We start from the raw sequence: 22760 nt of genomic DNA, 5'->3' as shown, positions 1-22760 counted from the left end.
AGGTCAGACGGCGCGCGAGGGGTGTTCGCTCTTCTTTTTGAAGAGCTTGTCCGAGCTTATGCGACTCTCGGTGCCCTGCATCAGCCGGGTAATGTTGGATCGATGGGTATAGATGATCAACAACGCAATGCCGATGGCGAAGAAAATGAGGGTGCCGTAACCGCGCACATCCACCATGAAGACGTTCTCGCGGAAGAACATCGTCAGAGGGAATGCGACCGCGGCGCTCAAGGAGCCGAGCGACACATAATGCGTAAGGAGGAACACAATGGCGAAGACACCGAAGGACACGGCCACTTCGACCGGTGCGATACCGATAAGCATGCCGCCTGCCGTCGCGATGCCCTTGCCGCCCTTGAAACCGGCAAAGACGGTCCAGATGTGGCCGAGGATGGCCGAGCATCCGGCGATGATCTGCACGACCGTGAAATCGTCAAAGGGCGTGGCGTTGGTGAACGGCATCGGCCCTTCCATCAGCCGGGCCACAAGCATCGTAGCCACCATGCCTTTGGCCATATCAAGCAGGATCACAAAGACGCCGGCCTTCCAGCCGAGCACACGGATCACGTTGGTCCCCCCGGCATTGCCGCTACCATAATGACGGATATCGATCCCCCGTGCCTTGCGGGCCACAATGATGCTTGTCGGGATCGAGCCGAGAAGATAGCTTATGATGGCAATGATGCTAATGGGGATCATGATCCTCCTGCCGAGGTTGGACGCGAATCAGGGTTCAAATATAGGAAACAGGACTGCCAGAAGCAAGCTCTCGGGCCTACCGGCCTCGCACCCTCAGCCGGGCTGCCAAAAGGTCCTCCCGCGTGGTAATTTTGGCATTTCCATAGTCCCCTTCCACGATACGGACGGGGATCCGCATGCGCTCGACAAGCATGGCATCATCGGTGCCGATGAACCCATCTTTCAAGGCCCGGGCGTGTGCCTTCTCTATGAGATGACGGGAGAACCCCTGGGGGGTCTGGACGGCCCAGAGGAGATGCCGTGGAAGGGTATCCTTGTAGAACCCCCGGGCCCCTTCCCGTTTGATGGTATCCTTGACACGCACGCCGACGACAGCCGCGCCGTGGGCGACCGATGCATCGATGACCTCTTCGATGGCCCGCCGGCTGACGAACGGCCGCACGGCATCGTGGATGAGGACCACGGCGGGATCACCGGTGATCATGGCGAGTCCGGTCCTGACCGAATCCTGCCGTTCCTTTCCACCTTCCACCACCGCGGTCACCTTGGAACAGCCAGCCCGGCGTAGGAGACGGAAGGTCGTTGCGGCGTAGCCCGGAGGGACGACGATGATGATCTGCCCCACAGCGCGGATCCGTTCGAAGGCGCGGACGGTGAGCGCGATGATCGGCTCACCACCCACCTTGAGGAACTGTTTCGGGGTGGTTCCGCCCATCCGGCGGCCTGCGCCGCCGGCGGGGATCACCACCGCGACCTCAGGACGTGAAACGGCGCGGGACATACTCGATCAGGAAGTGGAACTCGGGGAACATGTCGGGCAACTTCATCATGCTGAACACCATCACACCGATCGCCAACCGGTCGAGCCAGGAAGACCGCGGCCAGCCGATATGCACCGTGATCTGCTTGTGCGGCAATTCGTACTTCAGCACGTAGAGCAATTCGGTGATGCTGTCGAAGAGCGATTGCCCGGACTGCGCGAACCGGTAATGGTTCGTCGCCACGCGGTGCGGGATCCCCTGCCGCGGCGAATAGAAGGTCACGAACGCCACCTGGGGGTCAGGGGCATCCGTCCCTTCCAGCGGACGTTTGAAGAAGATGTCGATCCTGTCATCCGGCACCTCGGCGAGCGCAAAGACCATTTGCATGGGGCTATCGGTCTGAGCGACATGGACGATCTCCGGCGCCCGTTTCTTCGCGACACGGAAACCGACGATGAGGAAGAACACCGCGGCCAGGGACCAGAGCGCGATGCCGTACGGTTTGCTCATCCCGAGGTAGATGAACGAGCTGAGCAGGATCACGAAGAGGACCAGTGTCCCGAACCGGGAGGTATTGTAATCGCGGATCTCCTTCGTGCCGGTGAAGTACCGGTAGTACAGGAGGCTCCCCATATTGATCGTGAACGAGGCCACGAGGCCGAGGGCATACATCTCGGCGAGGATCTTCTGGCTTCCCTCGGTGAGCACGATGATGACCGTATAGAACATCGCGTTCAGGATGTGTACGCGGTACAACGACTGCCGTGCGTTCGGCTTGATGATCCAGGTGAAATTGTAGCGGTGCGCCACCCGTTCGATCAGCTCACTCGACGCCACGAACGCGGTATTCACGGCCATCACCAGAGCGATGCTGGCGACGCCGCCGACGATCATGCCGAACGGGACCCCGTTCAGCGAGGCCGCGAACTGGGTGATCAGATCGGTCTCGTGCTCCCCGGGGTCGAGGCCGGAACTGAGGACCAGCGCCGCGATGATCGGGGTGAAGATACCGGTGGTCAACGCAAGGAAGATGTATGCCCGCCCCGTATCGCGCCAGCTCTTCGTGAGCCCGGCGGTCTGCACCACCGACTCGATGCCGGAGTATGCCAGGATGGTACTGGAGAGGCCGATGATGAAGAACCCATACCCTCCGAAGAGCCCGCGTGCCGACATATCATTGGCCATGCCGCGGAAGCTCGTTCCCATCGTTCCCCACGCGCTCGCGGGCGCTTCGATCAGAGCCGACGCGAGGAGGAGGAGCAGGACCAGGGCCACCACGAAGAAGACGCCGAACGTGAACCGGGCGTTCTCCTTGAGGCCGAGGATATTCAGACCGGCGATCCCCCACACCACGCCGAACTCGATGACGAACTTCATGAGCGGGCTCATGCTCATGAACGTCAGCCCGTTCTCCACCGCGCTGACCGTCGAGATACAGGCGGTGAGCACATAGTCCACCATGATCGATGCGACCGCGATGAACGAGAACGTCGGCCCGAGGGTCAGATACGAAAAGGAATAGACGCCACCCCCGCGGATGTTGTGGTGTTCCAGGATCTCCGCGATCTCCACCATGCGGGTCGACAGGAACCGCATGAGGAGAGACGTGATCACGATGAACGGGATGGCGTAGAGCCCGATGAACCGGAACGCCTCGGCGGGGGCATAGAAGATGGACGTGAGCTCGTCCATGAGCGTAATGACCGCAATGGACAGCCACGTCAGCCACCAGCGTCCGGAACCGAAATAGGAGAGGAGGTCTTTCTTCCGGAACAGCCAGATAAAGACCCCCACCACCACAGAGGCGACAAGCCCGAGAATGAGAAGTTTCATACGGCCCGGTCAGGCTGCCAGCTCACAACAACAGCATGGCATCGCCGTAACTGTAAAACCGGTAGCCCTCCTTGATCGCTCTTTTGTAGGACTTCATGATGAGATCACGGTCGCCGAACGCCGCCGTCAGCATCAGCAGGGTCGACTCCGGCATATGGAAGTTCGTGATCAATTTGTCGGTGATCTTGAAATCATACGGCGGGAAGATGAACTTGTCCGTCCACCCGCGGTTCGACTTCAAATGCCCATCGGTCGTGACGCTGGATTCCAGCGCACGGCAGGTGCTGGTGCCCACGACGAAGACGTTGCATTTGGTGTCGATGGTCTTATTCACGACCTGCACCGTGGACTCCGGGATCTCGTAGTATTCCGAATCCATCTTGTGCTTGGTCAGATCCTCGACCTCCACGGGCCGGAAGGTGCCGAGTCCGACGTGGAGCACCACGGGGACGATCTTGACCCCTTTGCGCTTCAGCGTCGTCATCAGGCGCTTCGTGAAATGGAGGCCGGCCGTTGGAGCGGCCACGGCACCGACCACCCGTGCGAACACGGTCTGGTAGGTATCCTTGTCCTTCTCGGTCGGATCGCGCTTGATGTAGTACGGCAGCGGCATCTTCCCGATCCGGTCGATCGTCTTGAAGAAGTCACCCGGCGCATTGAACCGCACCGTCCGCCCGCGCGACGTGGTATTGTCGATCACCTCGCACCAGAGCCGCCCCTCATCGAAGAAGATCTTGTTGCCGATCCGCACCTTGCGGGCGGGGTCCACGATCACGTCCCAGATGTTCTCTTCCTTGTTGAGCTCCCGGAGGAGGAAGACCTCGATCTTCGCGTTGGTCTTCTCCTTCCGGCCAAAGAGCCGCGCGGGGAAGACCTTCGTCTCGTTCACGACGAGACAGTCGCCCTTCTTGAAGAACTGGGAGATCTCGGAGAACTTCATCCCGTTGATCGTCTCCTCCGACCTGTTGACGACCATCAACCGCGATGCATCGCGCGGGTTTGCGGGGTACCGTGCTATCAGGTTCCTGGGGAGAGGATACCGGAAGTCGGAGAGTTTCATACGACGTACACTCCTCACAATGATACACAGCACCCGTCCGTCCCGCAGAACGGGACGGACGGGCAGGGAAACGGATAGTTACTTCTTCCGCTTGGACTTCGCCGGTGCTGCCTTCTTGGCCTTGGCCTTACCCTTGGCCGGTGCATCGGCCAGGGCAGCGCGGGCCGCTGCCAGACGTGCGATAGGCACACGGAACGGCGAGCAGCTGACGTAGTTCAGGCCGATCTGATGGCAGAACTCGACGCTCGAGGGTTCGCCGCCGTGTTCGCCGCAGATACCGATCTTCAGGCCCGGATGGACGCCCCGGCCCTTCTCGATCGCGATCTTCATCAGCGAACCGACACCGACACGGTCCAGCACCTCGAACGGATCCTTCGGGAAGATCTCCTGCTCGACATACGGCACGAGGAAGCGGGCCGCATCATCGCGGCTCACGCCCAGGGTCGTCTGGGTCAGGTCGTTCGTTCCGAAGCTGAAGAACTCGGCGACCGCACCGATCTCGTCGGCCGTGAGGGCGCCGCGCGGGATCTCGATCATCGTACCGACCAGGTACGGGAACTTCACGCCCTTCTCCTTCATGACGTCGACCGCTGCCTTGCGGACGATCTTCGCCTGGTTCGCGAGCTCATTCACGTTGCCCACGAGCGGGATCATGACCTCGGGTTCCACCTTGATGCCGCGCGCCTGCACGTTCGCCGCCGCCTCAAAGATGGCGCGCGACTGCATCTCGGTGATCTCGGGGAAAATGATGCCCAGGCGGCAACCGCGGAAGCCCAGCATCGGATTGAATTCGTGCAGACCTTCCACCCGTGCGTGCACCTTCTCGTAGCTGATGCCCATCTGCGCGGCGAGTTCACGCTGTGCCTTCTCATCATGCGGCACGAACTCATGCAGCGGCGGATCGATCGTGCGGACGGTGACCGGTCGGCCGGCCATCGCCACGAAGATCCCTTCGAAGTCCTCGCGCTGCAGCGGCAGCAGCTTGGCCAGAGCGGCCTTGCGGGCCTCGAGCGTGTCGGCAAGGATCATTTCGCGCATCGGACCGATCTTGCCCTCGCCGAAGAACATGTGCTCGGTGCGGCACAGGCCGATACCCTCGGCGCCGAAGGCGATCGCATTGCTCGCCTGATCGGGCTGATCGGCGTTCGTGCGGATCTTCAGACGACGGTACTTGTCGGCCCACTGCATCACCTTGTCATACATCTGATACACCGGGGCATCCTTCGGATCCAGGGTGCGGTCCACCAGGACCTGGAGCACTTCCGACGGCTTCGTCGGGAGCTTGCCTTCGATCACTTCACCGGTGCTGCCGTCGATCGAGATCCAGTCGCCTTCCTTCAGCGTCTTCCCCTTCACCACCATGGTATGCGTGGTGTAGTCGATCTCCAGCGTGGAGCAGCCGGCGACGCACACCTTGCCCATCTGACGTGCGACAAGCGCCGCATGGGAGGTCATGCCACCGCGGGCGGTGAGGATGCCTTCGGCAGCGTTCATACCCTTGATGTCCTCGGGCGAGGTCTCGATGCGGGTCAGGATGACCAGCTCGCCACGCGACTTCCACTCTTCGGCATCCGGTGCGTTGAACACGATCCGTCCGGTCGCAGCACCCGGTCCGGCATTCAGACCCTTCGCCAGGAGGCGTCCACCCTTCACGGCGGCGTCCTTCTCCTTCAGGTCGAAGATCGGGCGGAGCAGCTGGTTCAGCTGATCCGGCTCGATGCGGTCGAGTGCTTCCTTGTCCGTGATCAGCTTCTCGCCGACCATCTCCACCGCGGTGCGGATCGCGGCGAACGCGGTGCGCTTGCCGACGCGGCACTGCAGCATGTACAGCGTACCCTGCTGGATCGTGAACTCGACGTCCATCATGTCGCGATAGTGCTTCTCGAGCTTCTTGCGGATGCCATCGAGCTGCTTGTAGATGCGCGGATTGTCCTCTGCGAGCTTGGAGATCGGGAGCGGCGTGCGCGTGCCGGCCACCACGTCCTCGCCCTGCGCATTCATCAGGAACTCACCATAGAAGATGTTCTCGCCGGTCGCCGCGTCGCGCGTGAACGCCACGCCCGTGCCGGAATCTTCGCCCATGTTGCCGAACACCATCGACTGCACGTTGACGGCGGTGCCCCACGATTCGGGGATGTCGTACATCTTGCGGTAGGCAATGGCGCGCTCGTTGTTCCACGACCCGAACACGGCACTCACGGCACCCCACGTCTGCACCGGCTTCAGGCCGAGCACCACATCGCCGTACATCTGCACGAACCGGCGGTACGAGTCGTACACGAACCGCGGGTTCTTCGTCTTTGCGACGAGCCCTTCGGCCACGGTGTCGTTGAGGCCGAGGTTGAGGATGGTGTCCATCATGCCCGGCATCGATGCGCGGGCGCCGGAGCGCACGGACACGAGCAGCGGGTTCTTCGGATCGCCGAACTTCGCGCCCATGGCGGATTCGACGCGCTTCAGGGCCTTCTTCACTTCGCCCTGGAGCGACGTGGGGTACTTCAGTTTGTTGGCGTAGTAGTACGTGCAGACTTCGGTGGAGATCGTGAAGCCGGCAGGCACGGGCAGTCCGATGTTGACCATCTCGGCGAGGTTCGCGCCCTTGCCGCCGAGCAGGGCCTTCATCTCAGCGCGGCCTTCAGCCTTACCCTTGCCGAAGAAATAAACGTATTTTTTCATGTATGGTCCTCTATGTGTTGTGTCGATTGACTGTTTTCGCAAACTGCAGGATCAGATGCCGTTGCAGAGGGTTCTCCCTCTCCGTCATCCTTTCCGGATGCCACTGAACGAGCTGAAAAAACGCGCGCCCCGCTGGCACCGCCCATTCCAGCGCTTCGATCACGCCGTCGGCGGAACGGGCTGTCACACGTAATCCCTCACCGACGCGCCCGACCGCCTGGTGATGGGCTGAACTTACCGTGCCCTGTGCCACGCCGGTGATCCCGGCGAGCAGACTCCCCTGTTCAACGGCCACCTGATGCACACGGTCCCCCTCCGGCGTTGAACGATGGTCCTGGTGCCCGGCACGCTGCAGATCCGGCACCAGGGTTCCCCCCAGTACGACATTCGTGAGCTGCGTGCCCCGGCAGATCCCCAGGATCGGCAGGTCCCGTGCGATGGCTGCGCGGATGACCCCAACCTCGAACGCGTCCCGGCGCGGGTCGGTCTCTTCAACGACCCCGTCGGTGTCGACGAAACCGTAGAGGTCCGGACCCACATCCACGCCGCCGGAGAGGATCACACCCTGACAGCCGTCCAACGGATCGCCCGTGGTGTTCTTATACGACACCACCTGGAGATCGACGCCGGGGATGCCTTCCGTGATCCACGAGGTGTACTTCCCGAACTTGAACGCTGACGTCATCGGGTCCGTGAGCACGACCTTCATGAGCCACTCCCGAGCACGGCATCGATCTGCGATCCCAGCGAGTCCGCCGGTTGCAGCGCCACGGACAACTGCGCTGCCGTCACCATCGCCACCGACCCGAGCCTCTCCATTGCACCCGCTACGGACATCAGTCGCACCATATCCTTTTCCGTTGTCACGATCCGCTGCACACCGCTGTTCGTTGCTGCCCCGGCCATCGCGCGCACATCGTCCTGCGTGAACCGGTGGTGATCGCGGTACTGCACATGGCCGGCCACCTCGATCCCCAATGCCCGGATGTCCCGTTCAAACCGCTCGGGGTGCCCGATACCACTGACCAGCACGCAGCGCCCCTTCTGTACCTGCTCCACATCCACCATCTGCCCCGCGGAGTCCACGAACGAACCGATGGCCCTCGTACAGGTCAGCACCGGACCGCTGAACCAGCGCCGTACCGTTGCCTCACCTGCTACCCGACCTGTCACGGGATCGGGATGGGTGAACACCACCACGGATGCGCGCTGCAACGCCGACAGCGGCTCTCTTCTCCGTCCCGCCGGCAACATCTCGTCCGTTGCCAGGTCACTGCTCCCATCCACGACCAGCACATTCAGGTCCCGCGCGATCGCCCGATGCTGATACGCATCATCCAGCACCAGCACCTCGGGGGCGAACAACTTCAGGGCCTCCCGCGCCGCATCGCTCCGACTCTCACCCACGACGACCGGTATGTCGGGGAAGGACCGCGCGAGTTGCACCGGTTCATCACCACCTTCCCGGGCATCGGCCAGGAGCCGTTTCCCATCGGACACAACGCGGACGCCGTGCGAACTTCTGCCGTACCCCCGGCTGAGGATCGCGGTGCGCACATGCTTCGTGCGAAGATATGCTGCGATCCATGCCACCATCGGGGTCTTCCCCGTCCCGCCCACCGTCAGGTTCCCGACCGCGATCACCGGAACGGGTGGCCTGTACACACTGAACAGGCGGTGATCATACGCCGTGTTCCGCATCCACACCCCCACCCCATAGAGGCAGGCCAGCGGCGTGAGAGCGTTAACGGGCGTACCCTTCTTCTTTCAACTGACGCTCGACCTGCTCCAGCTTCTCCTGCGCCTTGTAGGTCGTATGGAGCTGCTTCAGGATCAGGAGCATCTGGACCTTATCCTCATGGAGGCGGCGGTAGGCATCCGTGGAGCGATACTCACCGCCGGCGTTCTTCGCGACTGCGATGCGGCCATCCGTCGCTTTCAGACCGGCGACGAGGATCCGCTCGGCGGTCTGATCGCGGTCGATCTTCGTATACGCCTTGCCCAGAATGCGATAGAAGCTGCCGACGTACGGGGATTCCTTGTACTTCTCCACGGCATCCTTGGCGGTCCGGATCACGCCCTGAAAATCCCCGACATCGTAGTACGCGCGCGTGAGGTTGAACACCTGGCGGTCGTACGGGTACTTCTCTGCGTTCTTCTTAGCATACACGAGGAACGCGCGGTCGTCGCCGAGCGACGACGACATCTCGCACAAGCGTTCATAGATGTCGGACTCCGTCTCACCGCGTGCCTCGAGGCGGATATACTGAGCACGGGAAGAACGGAGATATTCCATCCGCTTCCTGCTCTTGTCCGGCTCCAGCATCGCGCGCTCATACTGCATCTGTGCGAGGTCGCGCAGCGGCTGATGGAAGGAGGAATCCATCGACGCCGAACGGAGGAAGTATGCCGCCGCGCTGTCTGCCTGCCTGTCGATCCAGAGCTGCTGGCCGCGCACGTACAATCCTTCCTTGGTGGTCGGCGCCGCAGCAACAGGTTCCACCCGCGCCGTCTCGGGAGACGGCCCGCAGCCCGCCATGACCAGAAGAACGATGACCGTGACCGCATATGTCCATTGCAGCTTCATGCAACTCCTCTTCCAGACAGGATCGATTCGGCAACGCGCCGGGATGCGCCCGGGCCGCCGAGCCGCTCCCGTATCACGCCGAGTGACGCGTGCACCCGGTCATGCACCGCACGGTCGAACAACATCGGGCCGACCTCCCGCACCATCCGTTCCGGCGTGCAGTCGCCCTGCACCAGTTCCGGTACCAGGGTCTGCCCCGCAACGATGTTCACAAGTCCAATGTGCTTCACCTGCACCAGCCGCCGTCCGATCGCGAACGTCACCGGCGAGGTGCGGTACACGACAACGAACGGGGTCCCGTACCATCCGATCTCCAGCGTCGCCGTTCCCGACGTCACCAGCGCGGCGGTCGAACATTGCATCAGTTCGTGTGTCCCGTGCTCGACGATGCGTATCCCTGCATCCTCGGGCACATACTGTTCGATCACCCCATGCTCCAGGATCGCCGCGCGGCCGATCGCGACCTGGCATGCGCCGCCGGCAGCCAGGGTACACGCTGCCTCTACCATGGCAGGCAGTATCCGCTCGATCTCCTGTGTCCTGCTCCCCGGGAAGAGTCCGAGCAATGGCCGCTCCGGATCGAATCCCTGTCCCCGCAACCACGCGGCAGGGTCGGGAAGCGGCGCGAGCCGTTCCACGAGCGGATGGCCCACGAACGTGACCGGCACTCCCGCTTCCCGGAACAACACCTCTTCAAACGGGAAGATCACGTGCATACGGTCGACCCGTTCCCGGATGGTGTGGACCCTGCTCTTGTGCCAGGCCCAGACCTGCGGGCTGATATAATAGAACACTGCCACACCTGCCGTGCGGGCGCGGCGGGCGAACCGGAGATTGAACCCGGGATAATCGATCAGCAGCACCGCTTCCGGCTTGCGCTGCTCCATTGCCCGGCCCAGCACACGCTCTGCTTCAAAGACGGTGCCGAGATTGCGCGCGACCTCCACGAACCCCATGAACGCCATCTTGCGGATATCCACCAGGATATCCATTCCTTCCCCGCGCATGTGGTCGCCGCCCATCCCGAAGATCTCTATGCCGGGCGACAACTCGCGCAATGCGCGGACGACCCCTGCGCCATGAAGATCACCGGAGGCTTCGCCCGCCAGGATCATGATCCGTCTGTTCACCGATCAGCGGACCCAGATGTTGTACACGAATCTGGCGACGATGATCAGGGTCACCAGCGACATCGCCTGCAGCGTACGCCGTTCGGACGCCAGGCCTTCAGCGAAGTTCAGGTGCTTCGGCGGCGGGGCCGCGCTCCTGTACGGTGACAACCGCGGCACGAGCCGCGGTACATTCTTGAGGTATTCCCCGTACGCTGCACCGAAGTGCCCGCGCAGGTACTCTTCTTCCCGGGAGATGATGAGCGAGTACTGCACGAGGAACCAGAGACATGCAATGATCAGCAGCCACGGGAAGAGCGCCATGGACATGACCCCGACGCCGGCGTACATCAGCATGTTCCCGACGTAGAGCGGATTGCGCACATGTCCGAACGGCCCCGTGGTGATGAGATACGTACCGCCGACCGATCCCGTCGTCCGCGTTTCGGCGCCGGCGATCGACACTCCCCAGAACCGGATGGATTCGCCGAGGAGCACGATGGCGAACCCGAGAAGAAGGCTGGTCAGTGTTGGCTCTGCAAAGACGATCATGACCAGCAGGAACGGGAGCGGTGTATAGCTCCGGTTCTTGAAGATCCACGCGCGTATGTCAAAAGGTTCGCTCATGCTTCCATCATATAGGCTTCACGCCGTTTACGCTCTGCCCGCGGCCGCGGACGGAGTGTTCTGTTGTGCAGCTCTGCCTCCAACCGCACACGTACATCGTCCAGCGTCCGGTAGGGCAGATAGCTGATATTGTTCTGCTGGCACCACGTTTGCAGCGAACTCTTCGCGAACACCAGATCGGCATACTCGACGGGGCACCGATCGGAGTACCCGTCACCCACGTAGATCAGCACATCGCCCTCCGCGGCACTGCCCAGCATCAGGTTCCTCTTACAGCAGGCGCAGCGGTCGCACTCCGCGTTGCCGTGGGGAAAGGCCAGGGTTCCCGTCAGCCGTCCCCCCGTCGGATCCGGGGTCCATTGCAGGCCGTTGCTGAACACGCGCAGCCCATCCGCACCGTCGCGTGCGAGCAAGGGACGGATGTACGCATCGAGCCCGTCGCTCAGCACGGTCAGTTCGATGCCCTGCGCCGCACAGAGCCCGATGATGCCGTGTAACCCGGGATCCACACGCTGTTCGTCAAGGAAGTGCGCGAACGCCGGGGCATCGCAGCTCCCCACCACCTCCAGCGCGCGCTCGTAGTACCCCCGGGCGGAGAGTTCTCCGGCGAGATACTGCCGGTTGAGGGCGGCGCAGACATCGCCGCCGAATCTGAGAAAGAACTGATTGCCGACATCGGCCGTCGTGATCGTTCCGTCGAAATCGAGGAACAGGCGGAGCGTACGGCTCATGCCGATGCCACCGACGCCGACTGGACCTGGGAATTCTGATTGAACCGCACGGTCACGAGTTTCGAGACACCTTCCTCTTCCATCGTCACGCCGTACATCGCGTTCGCCGCTTCCATCGTCCGCTTATTGTGCGTCACGACGATGAACTGGGTGTTGGTCGAGAATTTCCGCAGGATGCGCGTGAACCGGTCCACGTTCGCATCGTCGAGCGGCGCATCCACTTCATCCAGGATACAGAACGGGCTCGGCTTCACGAGGTAGATGGCAAAGAGCAGCGCGATCGCCGTCAGGGTCTTTTCTCCGCCGGAGAGCAGGTCGATGGAGGTCGGACGTTTGCCGCGCGGCTTCGCCGTGATCTCGATGCGTGCCTCGAGCGGATCCACATTCTCTTCCAGCTTCAGATCGCATTCGTCGCCGGGATCGAAGAGGCTCTTGAACGTCTCGATGAAATTCTCGCGGATCTTCTCGAAGGTCTCCGTGAACGTCCGCTGGGCGGTCGCATTGATCTCTTCGATCGTGGCGAGCAGGGTCTTTTCCGCCTCGAGGAGGTCCTGCCGCTGGCTGCTCATGAACTCCAGCCGCTGCTTCTCCGCCTGGTACTCCTCGAACGCCGCGAAGTTGATGTTGCCGAGCGTGCGGAACTTGTCCTTGAGCCCCTGGATCTCGTCACGCAACGCGGCGAAATCCACGAACTCGTCCTCCGGGTACGTCTTCAGTTCGAGAAGCAGCTCGAATTCATTGAATGCGCGGTCCTTCAAATGCTGCACGCGGGCCTGGAGGTCGGCGATCTTCAGGTCGAGGTCATGCAGCACACGGAGCGCATCATCGTGCTGGCGCCGCTGGTCGCGGATCCGCAGCTCGGCGGCATGGATCTCGTTGCGCTGCCGTGCGGTCAGTTCCTCCGCATCCGTGCGCCGGGTCTCCAGCACCATCAGGTCGCCCTGGAGGCGCTCCAGCTCATGCCGGTTCCCGGCCACGCCGGTCTCCACTTCCTGCATCGACAGCCGGGCACCTTCGGCATCGCGCGCATGCTTCTCGAGCGACTCGGTGATGCTGGCGATGGTCATGCCCGCCCGCTGCAGAGCGGCGTCGGTCTGTTGAATGGTGTTGCGGACCTGAACGATCTCGAGCCCGACATCCTGCACGGCGCGCGTCCGGCGGCCCCACTCCTCTTCGAGGAGCGCCAGGTCCTTCGTCGTCGCCTCGGTGTCGCTCTCAATGCCTGTCCGCTCGGCCCGGACCGCCTCAAGCTGCGGCAGGGCCGCGGCGATATCCGCCTGCAGGGTCCCGATCTCGGCAGCGAGGCGCGCGTGCTGTTCCTGGTTGGACGCGATCGAATCCTCGGCCCGTTTCCGCTCGAACGCCAGCTGCGCGATGCGCATCTCGACGGTATGCATCTCCTTCTCGATGGCCTTCACGTCGTCGGCCATGGCCTTGATATCGATGCCATCGTGCTCGGCGAGCACGTCGGCACGTTCCCTCTCGATCGCATCGACCTGGCTCTGCAACCCTTCCTTCACGGTCTGGAGATCGGCGATCTGGTGTTGCTTGCCAATGCTGCCGCCTTCATCCTGGCGCATGCTGCCACCGCGGACGATGCCGACCGAGGTCCCGATCTCGCCGTGGAGGGTCACGCAACGGACACCGCTGGACAGTGCAGCGACACGCCGGGCGGCTTCGCCGTCCTCGACCACCAGGACGCGGTCCAGCAGGAACGCGAACAGGGGCGCATATTCTTCGTCATACCGCGCGAGGTCCAATGCCCAGCCGTGCACACCGGGGATGGAGGGCAGGCGGTAATTGCGTGTGATGCGCGGGAGGCGGTCCAGACAGATGAAGGTGGCCTTCCCCTTCTGCTCTTCGCGCAGGAGGACGACCCCCTGGTCGGCATCGGTGGAACGGTCCACGACCAGCAACCCGGCAGCATCACCGAGCGCGGCTTCGATGGCAATACGGAATTGTTCGTCCGCATGCAGCGCATCCGCGACGGTCAGCTTGCGTGAGGGCGCCCAGCGGTCGGACCCGGCGAGAAAGCGCACGCCCTCGGCAGAACCTTCGCGGCTATCCATGAGGCCCCGGAGGAACTCGATGCGGGCCGACGTGCGCTCGAGGTCGGCGCGCAGCGCCAGGCCGGATCCCTGCAGCGCCTCGATCCGTTCCCGCAGCTCCTGCTTGCGCTTCTCGGCATCGTACATCTTCACTTCTGCTTCGGCGAACCGGCGACGCCGCTGGCGGTCGTCCTCGGTCATCGTGGCGATCTCCGCCGCAAGCCGTTCCAGTTCGCCGGCATACTCCCGGTTCTCTTCCTCCACCTCGGTGATGCTTGCCGTGATGGTCTCCACGCGGCCCTGCCGGCGGTCCTGTTCGGACTGCCGTTCGGCGATGCGGCGCACGAGTGCGAGCATCGATTCGGCGAGGGATCTCGCTTCAGCCTTGCGGGAGTTCAGGCGCTGATCGGTGTCGCCCAGTTCCTGCTTGCGGGCCTCCTGGTCGGCCAGGAACTGCTGTTCCTGCAGCCCCAGCTCCTCCAGCTTCTTTTTGAGCTCAACACGCAGGGCTTCCTGCCGCTCCTGCTCGGCCAGCAGATCCACGTCCTCACGCTCGAGACGTGTGAGGAGTCCGCGGAGCGCCTTCGTCCGTTCTTCAGCGACGAGGTTCTTCTCTTCGACGCGGTGGACCTTCTCGCGGTGCTGGCTGACGTCGCGCTGGGCCTCGGCGAGTTCCTTTTCGGAACTCAACAGGGACGACCGGAGGTCCTCGAGCGTCGACTCCACATTCTCCAGGTCCACGTCCGTGATGTTCCGTTCGGCCCGCAGGGACTGTTGCTTCTCCTGCAGCGGCTCGAGGCGTCCGATGATCTGAGCGTATTCCCGTTCGATGAGGTCCACTTCCAGCGTCCGGAGGCGGGTCTTGACCTCATTGAACTGCTCGGCGCGGCGTGCCTGGCGTTCGAGCGTATTCACGGCCTTCTGCACCTCCGCGATCAGGTCCTGGACGCGGAGCAGATCGGCCTGGACGGATTCCAGTTTACGGAACGCGGCCTTCCTGCGGTGCTTGTACTTCGTCACGCCCGCGGCCTCTTCGAACAGGCGGCGGCGTTCCTCGGTGCGGTCGCTCAGGATGATCTCGATCATCTTCAGCTCGATCACCGAATAGGCATCCGCACCCATACCGGTGTCCATGAAGAGGTCGAGGATGTCCTTGAGCCGGCACGGCACCTTGTTGAGCAGATATTCGCTGTCACCCGAGCGGTACACCCGCCGGCCGATCGTCACCTGCGTATACTCGGAAGGGAGGATGCCTTTGGTATTCTCGATCACCAGCGACGCTTCGGCCATACCCAACGGCTTGCGGGCTTTGGTGCCGTTGAAGATGACGTCCTCCATCTTCTCGCTGCGCAGGGCGCTATACCGCTGCTCCCCGAGCACCCAGCGGATGGCATCGACGATGTTCGTCTTCCCGCAGCCGTTCGGACCGACGATAGCGGAGATGCCGCTGTCGAAGTTCAGCGCAACGCGCTGCGCAAAGGACTTGAAGCCCTGGATTTCGAGTTTTGAGAGATACATTACCTGCCGCTACCCACCATGGAGTAGAGGAATGAGAGGTGCATCGGTGCCGACTGCACCAGGTCATAATACAGATAGAGCATGCCGAAGACCACCACCAGGGCAAGGACGCCCGCGGCGTACATCTTCGGGGGATAGATATCGTAGATGATGGAGATGCCCTTGAAGAGCCGGGAGATGACCCAGATGATGAACCCCGCGATGATGATCAGGGCCGGCAGCACATAGGTCGATCCTTCCATGACCCTGAAGAGGATCATGCCCACCGGGATGAACGCAAGGAGCGGGGTCATGGACCATACGGTCACCGTATAGGCCTGGTACGCGAACACACGGGAACGCACCACGATCTTGAACATATGGACGGCTCCGCTCAGCAGCACCAGCAGTAAGAAAATGAAGCCTGAAGCCGCAAGGATGAAGCGCAGGGGCTCCCAGATGAGGTGGATGAGGAACGCCTTCAGGCCATCCGCGATGAGCACATACGTCAGCAGATCATCCAGGAAGAGGCTGTCGCGGAAGCGGTACAGGACACTCGACAGCACGATGGCCAGGGACACGGAGACGATGAGCGCAAGGAATGTCGTGTGGATGAGGGAGACGGCGTGCTGATCCCGGACGTCGGCGAAGAAATTGAATGAATTCATGAGCGAGCGGTTGACGCTCTCGCGGAAGCGGCGGTTGACGTTGTACAGGTACGCCACCGCGATCAGGATCACAAAGCCCGCCAGCACGTAGATGATCGGCGTACGGGAGGTATAGGTGCCCGCGGGCAGAGCCGCAGGCTTCTCGCCGCGGAAGATCGCACGCACCGCGTCGTACGCAAGGCGCTTCTCGCGCCGGTCACTCACCAGGCCCATCCGGTGCATCCACGGATCGCCGGTGTGCACGGTCAATGCCGGCCGGTCTCCCCGCCAGTCGTTGAAGGAGAGGAGGATGATGCCGTCCGGATCGAACGTGCGCAGAAGGTCGAGCCTCTGAATGAAGAACCGGGCCTGTGCCTGCTGCGAGAGCGGATCGTTGTATCCCCGCTTGTTCTCGTGGTCCACTTCCATGCCCAGCCGCGTCACGAACATCGGCACGCCGGGATGGGCTTTGCGCCAGTCCTCGAGGACCAGCTTGACGGTCTTCGCATCGTGGTCGTACAGATTGAGGGCCGCGATATCCACAAGATCGCTGATCGAATCCGTGACACCCGCACGCACCGGCAGATAGAGCGGACGATCGTCGAGCGAGCGGGCAGTCGACGCGAGAGCGCTCACGAAGGGGCGTGCATCGGTGCGGTTGGATTCGATATCGTCGCCCAGGCCCCAGGCAAGCACGGAGGGATGATGGCGGTCGCGGATGATCATCTCGCGCACCATACCGGTCGCGGTCTCCTGGAACTGCTCCTGCATCAGCAGCGCGGCGGGAACACCGATCACCGGCACCTCCACCATCGCGAACAACCCATACCGGTCGCACAGATCGAGCATCACCGGATGCGGGGGATGCCCGATGAACCGGATGACATTGGCGCCCAACATTTTCATTGCGATGACGTCGCGTTCACGCTCTTCGAACGGCACGGCGTTCCCCCACGCGGGATGGTCCTCATACCATGCGACGCCGCGGATGACCAGCCGGCGCCCGTTCAGGAGGAGATCGCCTTTCTCAACGATGAGCGACCTGAACCCGAATGGACGCAACACTTCATCGATCACGGAAACGGTCTTGCCGCTCACCATCACGAGCCGGCACTTCACCGTATACAGGTCGGGGGTATCGGGAGACCAGAGGCGGGGGTTCGCCACAACGAGGTCGGTCTTCGGGCCGGTCCAACGGCCATCCGCATACGTCAGCGGGGTGACGCCGCTCTGGGCCGCGATGGCGCCGGAGAGCGACTCTACGACTTCAACCTGCATGCCGAGGACCACTTTTTTGTCGGCGGTCACGATGCGCACAACACTGTCCAGTGCCCCTTCGATCTCCGGCGCCATGGTCAGGCGGAAAGATTCTCCGACACCTATCGCTGCCGAGGAAAGGGTCACATCGCGAATGTACAGGAGAGGAGTGCCGAGCAGGGCGACGTCGCGGTGGATACCGCCATAATTGCGCCAGCCCCACACCATCTGCTGGGGAGGGACCGTTGTGCGGCCGTCGAGGTCATTGTCGACCACCAGCCGGAGGATGTTGTCCCTCCCGGGCTGGAGATCGATACGCGGAATGGGGATCGTGAAACTGGTATAGCCACCGGCATGATGCCCGAGGAACTCGCTATTCACCGACACATCCGTGCCGTGGTTCGCACCGAGGACAACAAGATGCCACTGATAGCGGTCGAGATCGAACGTTGGCATCTCGAACCCGCGCTGAAAATCGATCGCTCCCCTCCCATCAAAGGCAACGGGCAAGCTGACGCTGCCCGTTGAGCCGTTCTCATGCGCAAAGGTCCATAGACCATTGAGCGAAATGAGTTTTCGGGTGGAAGAAGCAGAGTACTGCGTCGCCCTCCATTCCGGAGAGCCTGGTGTACCGTTCTCCAGGAATTCAGGGATTCCAGCGAAGCAAACCGGGATGGTCAGGAGCCCGAGAAGGGTGAGGCAGCTCAATATGAACGCCGATTTGCGAACCGGGATCAAGCCCACAGTGTGTTTTTTCGGTAGGTTTTGGAGTCCTTCGCAATAATATACAATCAAAACGTCCTGAATGCAAGGAAAACCGCCCACCCCTATGGGCGAGCGGCCTTGATGATCGCTGCGAATGAATCCGCCTTGAGGCATGCCCCACCAACAAGCGCTCCATCTACGTCATTTTGCGCCAGTATCTCTGCCGCATTGTCAGGCTTTACGCTGCCGCCGTACTGGATCGTGAGCTTCTCCGCGAGCGCCCAGTCATAAAGTCCGGCGATCTGCTTGCGGATGAGCTGGTGGACCTCCTGAGCCTGGGCCGGGGAGGCAGTCTTGCCCGTACCGATCGCCCAAACAGGTTCATAGGCGATGACGACCTTGGCCAGATCCGCGGGGGTCAGGCCGGACAGGACACCCTTGATCTGGGTCGTGATGACCTGGGTCGTGATATCCTTCTCGCGCTCCTCAAGGGTCTCGCCGACACAGATGATCGGGCGGAGTCCAAGGGCAAGAGCCTTCTTGGCCTTAAGGTTGATCAGCTCGTTGGTCTCGCCGTAGTACTGACGGCGCTCCGAGTGGCCGAGGATCACGGCATCGCAGCCGACCGCCTTCAGCATCTTGCCCGAGATCTCGCCCGTGTAGGCGCCTTCATCGTGCTGCGACATATTCTGTCCGCCCAGCTGAAACGCGGAACCCTTCACCAGTTCGCCCGCAAGGGCCAGCGAGGTGAACGGAGGACAGATGATGGACTCCACCCCTGCCGGTACGGACGGCACGGCCGCCTTCAGGGCAGTGATGAGGTCGCGCGTCTCCGCCACATCCTTGTACATCTTCCAGTTACCTGCTATGATCATCGTACGCATTGTCGTTGCCTTCTGTATAGGTGAATGGATCCTGCGCTCCCCCGGTGGGCCGGGGACAGGCGTCAGCCCGTGATACCTTTCGGGGGCAAACGCTTTTCCGTCAGCGGATGCGCAAAGACCCGTTTATGAAATGGATGACTTACGGTCAGCACAGGCTGGCGGGCCTTGCGCACGACCTCGGCCGTATTGTTGCCGATGTAGACACGGCGGAGGCCCTTGCGTCCGTGCGTCGACATCACGATGATGCCCACCTCGCGATCATCCGCGAACCGCACGATGGAATTGCTCGGCTCAACGTCGCGGTCGACGAAGACCTCGACCTTCACTTCGTCCGCCTGCGGATGGTACTCCTTGAGGTCCGGCATCCGGGCCAGCACCTGTTCCCTGGCCTCGGGCTTCTCCAGCTCCGAGATGTACTGGATATACAGGACCGCACCGTACTGACGTGCCATGGAGAGCGCATACGACAACGCCGCATTGCCTGCCGGCGAAAGGTCGGTCGGACAGAGGATCGATTCGACCCGTGCCCCGACCTCCAGGCCCTGTTGGATCGTCAGCACCGGCTGCCGCGATAACCGGACGACGCGCTCCACCGTACTGCCGATCAGATAGGACGAGAGGTGGGTCAGCCCCCGCGTCGCCATCACGATCAGGTCGTACTCTTTCGCTTCACTTTCTTCGATGATGACCTTGTAGGCACGGCCGGCAAGGATCTGCGGCACCAGCCGGGCCGGCTTCCCTTCGAATCCGCGGCGGATGCGGTCGAACTGTTCGTTCAGATACGCCGTTTTCCGCTGCTGGTACTGCTCCACGATGGCATCACGCACATCACCGGCTCCGAGGGGCGACACCGGGAATTCATCCACATGCAGAAGGATGATCTCGGGCGTGAAGCGCCCTCCGAGGTACAGCGCGTGCTCCAGGGCTTCATCCGCATGCCGGGAAAAATCCGTGGGCACCAGGATGCGCCGCAGTTCATACATCGGTCAACCCTTTCGCGCTGCGAGCTGCGCCTTCAGAACCTCATTCACCATTTTCGGGTTCCCCTTGCCCTGCATCCGCTTCATGGTCTCGCCAACAAAGAAACCGAACACTCTCTCATTCCCACCGAGGTACTGCTGCACCTGCGCCCCATTCGCGGCGAGCACGTCTTCGACGATAGCGGTGATCGCACCGCCGTCGGATACCTGCACCAGCCCTCGCTCCTGTACGATCGCCTTCGCCTCTGCCGTCGATGTCAGCATCGCCTCGAACACATCCTTGGCGATCTTCCCGCTGATGGTCCCGTCCAGGATCAGCCCGATCATCCCGGCGAGGCGTGCCGGAGCGATGGGGAACGCACCGACTTCCACCTTCTGTTCGGCCACGACGCGCAGGACGTCCGTCATCACCCAGTTGCTCACCGGTTTCGCGAGTGCTGCACCGTCACCGGGGCGGAGCCCCTGCAATGCCGTGAGTGTCTGCTCGAAGTAGTCCGCGACCGGCCGTTCGGCCGTCAGCACATCGGCATCGTACCGCGGAAGGCCGAAGGTGCTTTCGTAGCGGTCGCGCCGGGGCACCGGCAATTCCGGCAACGCGGCACGGGCCGCCTTCTCCCACGCTTCATCGACAAGCACCGGAACCAGATCGGGATCGGGGAAATACCGGTAATCATGCGCCTCTTCCTTGCTGCGCATGGGGTAGGCACATCCGGCATCGGCGTCCCAGAGCAGGGTCTCCTGCACCACGCGTCCGCCCGTTCCCACGAGATCGATCTGTCGCTGGATCTCGAACTCCAGCGCCCGTTCCACATTCCGGAACGAGTTCATGTTCTTCACTTCGGTCTTCGTCCCGAGCGCGGTCTCGCCACGCAGACGGATCGAGACGTTCGCATCGCACCGCAGGCTCCCCTCCTCCATATTCCCGTCGCAGATGCCAAGGTAGGTCACCAACTGACGGATGAGAATGAGAGCGTGATATGCCTCGCGCGGCGACCGGAGGTCCGGTTCGGTGACGATCTCGATGAGCGGCGTCCCGCACCGGTTGAGGTCCACGAGCGTCTGCGGCCCCTGATCGTGGATCAGTTTGCCTGCATCCTCTTCCATATGGATGCGCTTGATCCGCACACTCGTCTTCGTGCCGCCTTCGAGCTCGATCTCCAGGTTCCCATCGATACAGATCGGCTCTTCATACTGCGAGATCTGGTACCCTTTGGGGAGGTCCGGGTAGAAGTAGTTCTTCCGTGCGAGGATCGAACGCGGCGTGATGCGGCAACCGGTGGCAAGGCCCATCCGGATGATGTACTCCACCAGATCCCGGTTGAGCACCGGAAGGGTGCCGGGGAGGCCGAGGCATACCGGACAGACGTTCGAATTCGGCGCATCGCCGAACCGGTTCGAACAGCTGCAGAAGGCCTTGGTTGCGGTCAGAAGTTGGGCATGAACCTCGAGCCCGATGACCGCCTCGTATGGAGACGGTGTGTTCAGGCGATCGCTTCCGTCACTTTTTCCGCTGCGTCTTTGAGACTTCTGGCAACGAGGAAATTCATCCCGGACGCGGCGAGGATCTCCCCCGCCAGCTCGGCATTCGTGCCGGCCAGACGCACCACCACGGGAATATCCACTTTCACTTTGCGTGCGGCCTCGACAACGCCCGTCGCGACACGATCGCAACGCACGATGCCGCCAAAGATGTTGATCAGCACAGCGCGCACGTTCTTGTCGGCCAGGATGATCTTGAACCCGGCTTCCACCGTCTGCGCATTCGCGCCGCCGCCGACATCCAGGAAGTTCGCCGGTTCGCCGCCGGCAAGCTTGATGATGTCCATGGTCCCCATCGCCAGGCCTGCACCGTTCACCATGCAGCCGACGTTGCCGTCCAGCTTGATGTAGTTCAGGTTCGCCTTCGAAGCCTCCACCTCGAGCGGGTCCTCTTCGTCGATATCGCGCAGCGGGGCGAGTTCGGGATGCCGGTCGAGGGCGTTGTCATCGAAGTTCATCTTGGCATCGAGCGCCATCACCACGCCGTCGGTGGTGACCACCAGCGGATTGATCTCGGCAAGCGAGCAGTCCATCGCCTCGTACGCCTTGTACAGCGCCTGGAGGAACTTCACGCCGTTCTTGAACGCATCGCCCGTGAGGCCGAGCCCGAATGCCAGCGCACGCGCCTGGTACGGACGGAACCCCGCGCCGCGGTCCACGTATTCCTTCAGGATCTTCTCCGGTGATTCGGCGGCGACCTTCTCGATCTCCATGCCGCCTTCGGTGGAGGCCATGACCGTGTTGCGCGAGGTCGCGCGGTCCAGGGTGATGCCGATATAGAGCTCGCGGGCGATCGAGATCCCCTGCTCGATGAGCAGGCGTTTCACGATGCGTCCTTCGGGGCCGGTCTGATGCGTCACGAGTTGCATGCCGAGGATCTGCGAAGCGTATGTCCGCACTTCCTCCAGCGAACGGGCCACCTTCACGCCGCCGCCCTTGCCACGCCCGCCGGCATGGATCTGGGCCTTCACGACCCAGACCGACCCGCCGAGGTTCTGTGCTGCCTGGACCGCTTCATCCACCGAGAAGGCCACCTGGCCTTTGGGGAGCGCGACATCGAACTTCCTGAGGATGTCCTTTGCCTGGTACTCGTGGACCTTCATGGCGCCAATCCTGTCCG

17 protein-coding genes are annotated in these 22760 nt (G+C 62.3%); all 17 read right to left on the bottom strand.

Features of this window, described 5'->3' with window-relative positions; all coding sequences use genetic code 11:
* Nucleotides 1-3: 3 nt before the first annotated feature.
* The 17 genes from plsY to sucC all read right to left on the bottom strand — a co-directional run bounded on the left by plsY (nt 4) and on the right by sucC (nt 22743).
* Nucleotides 4-699, bottom strand: coding sequence for a glycerol-3-phosphate 1-O-acyltransferase PlsY (plsY, locus tag IPI01_06105; protein ID MBK7257371.1), 696 nt, complete (start codon nt 697-699; stop codon nt 4-6).
* Between the two features lie 76 nt (nt 700-775).
* Nucleotides 776-1480 (bottom strand): 2-C-methyl-D-erythritol 4-phosphate cytidylyltransferase, encoded by a 705-nt coding sequence (ispD, locus tag IPI01_06100; protein ID MBK7257370.1) that lies wholly within the window; start codon nt 1478-1480, stop codon nt 776-778.
* Nucleotides 1455-3293 (bottom strand): amino acid permease, encoded by a 1839-nt coding sequence (locus tag IPI01_06095; GenBank protein MBK7257369.1) that lies wholly within the window; start codon nt 3291-3293, stop codon nt 1455-1457. The genes ispD and IPI01_06095 overlap by 26 nt, the downstream gene beginning before the upstream one ends.
* A 22-nt stretch (nt 3294-3315) precedes the next feature.
* On the bottom strand, nt 3316-4353 hold the full coding sequence (gene queA, locus IPI01_06090) for a tRNA preQ1(34) S-adenosylmethionine ribosyltransferase-isomerase QueA (protein MBK7257368.1): 1038 nt from the start codon (nt 4351-4353) through the stop codon (nt 3316-3318).
* Nucleotides 4354-4431: 78 nt separating this feature from the next.
* A complete protein-coding gene (locus tag IPI01_06085) occupies nt 4432-7029 on the bottom strand; it encodes a pyruvate, phosphate dikinase (GenBank protein MBK7257367.1) in 2598 nt (865 codons plus the stop codon).
* 10 nt (nt 7030-7039) lie between these two features.
* Complete coding sequence (locus tag IPI01_06080; GenBank protein MBK7257366.1) at nt 7040-7738, bottom strand: gamma-glutamyl-gamma-aminobutyrate hydrolase family protein; 699 nt, start codon at nt 7736-7738, stop codon at nt 7040-7042.
* Entirely contained in the window at nt 7735-8736 is a 1002-nt protein-coding gene (lpxK, locus tag IPI01_06075; GenBank protein MBK7257365.1) for a tetraacyldisaccharide 4'-kinase, read from the bottom strand. Before lpxK ends, IPI01_06080 begins: the two co-directional genes overlap by 4 nt.
* A 37-nt stretch (nt 8737-8773) precedes the next feature.
* The gene (locus IPI01_06070) at nt 8774-9616 is read right to left on the bottom strand and encodes a hypothetical protein (protein MBK7257364.1); all 843 of its coding nucleotides are present in this window, start codon (nt 9614-9616) and stop codon (nt 8774-8776) included.
* Nucleotides 9613-10746 (bottom strand): lipid-A-disaccharide synthase, encoded by a 1134-nt coding sequence (lpxB, locus tag IPI01_06065; GenBank protein ID MBK7257363.1) that lies wholly within the window; start codon nt 10744-10746, stop codon nt 9613-9615. Before lpxB ends, IPI01_06070 begins: the two co-directional genes overlap by 4 nt.
* 3 nt (nt 10747-10749) lie before the next feature.
* A complete protein-coding gene (locus tag IPI01_06060) occupies nt 10750-11352 on the bottom strand; it encodes an isoprenylcysteine carboxylmethyltransferase family protein (GenBank protein ID MBK7257362.1) in 603 nt (200 codons plus the stop codon).
* Nucleotides 11349-12083, bottom strand: coding sequence for an HAD-IB family phosphatase (locus tag IPI01_06055; protein MBK7257361.1), 735 nt, complete (start codon nt 12081-12083; stop codon nt 11349-11351). Before IPI01_06055 ends, IPI01_06060 begins: the two co-directional genes overlap by 4 nt.
* Entirely contained in the window at nt 12080-15649 is a 3570-nt protein-coding gene (gene smc, locus IPI01_06050; GenBank protein ID MBK7257360.1) for a chromosome segregation protein SMC, read from the bottom strand. The genes IPI01_06055 and smc overlap by 4 nt, the downstream gene beginning before the upstream one ends.
* Complete coding sequence (locus IPI01_06045) at nt 15649-18042, bottom strand: hypothetical protein (protein ID MBK7257359.1); 2394 nt, start codon at nt 18040-18042, stop codon at nt 15649-15651. The genes smc and IPI01_06045 overlap by 1 nt, the downstream gene beginning before the upstream one ends.
* Nucleotides 18043-18359: 317 nt before the next feature.
* Nucleotides 18360-19121 carry a triose-phosphate isomerase gene (locus tag IPI01_06040; GenBank protein MBK7257358.1) on the bottom strand — a complete coding sequence of 254 codons (762 nt, stop codon included), beginning with the start codon at nt 19119-19121 and terminating at the stop codon, nt 18360-18362.
* 62 nt (nt 19122-19183) lie between these two features.
* Nucleotides 19184-20104 carry a universal stress protein gene (locus tag IPI01_06035; GenBank protein MBK7257357.1) on the bottom strand — a complete coding sequence of 307 codons (921 nt, stop codon included), beginning with the start codon at nt 20102-20104 and terminating at the stop codon, nt 19184-19186.
* 3 nt (nt 20105-20107) lie between these two features.
* Nucleotides 20108-21586: an Asp-tRNA(Asn)/Glu-tRNA(Gln) amidotransferase subunit GatB gene (gene gatB / locus IPI01_06030; GenBank protein MBK7257356.1), complete on the bottom strand. Its 1479-nt coding sequence runs from the start codon at nt 21584-21586 to the stop codon at nt 20108-20110.
* Nucleotides 21583-22743, bottom strand: a complete 1161-nt coding sequence (gene sucC / locus IPI01_06025; GenBank protein MBK7257355.1) for an ADP-forming succinate--CoA ligase subunit beta — start codon at nt 22741-22743, stop codon at nt 21583-21585. The genes gatB and sucC overlap by 4 nt, the downstream gene beginning before the upstream one ends.
* Between the last annotated feature and the right edge of the window lie 17 nt (nt 22744-22760).

This window comes from Ignavibacteriota bacterium (assembly GCA_016707525.1).
Classification (GTDB): Bacteria; Bacteroidota; Ignavibacteria; order UBA10030; family UBA6906; genus JAGDMK01.
The sequence above is the reverse complement of the archived record's forward strand: the minus strand, read 5'-3'. Positions and strand labels throughout refer to the sequence as shown.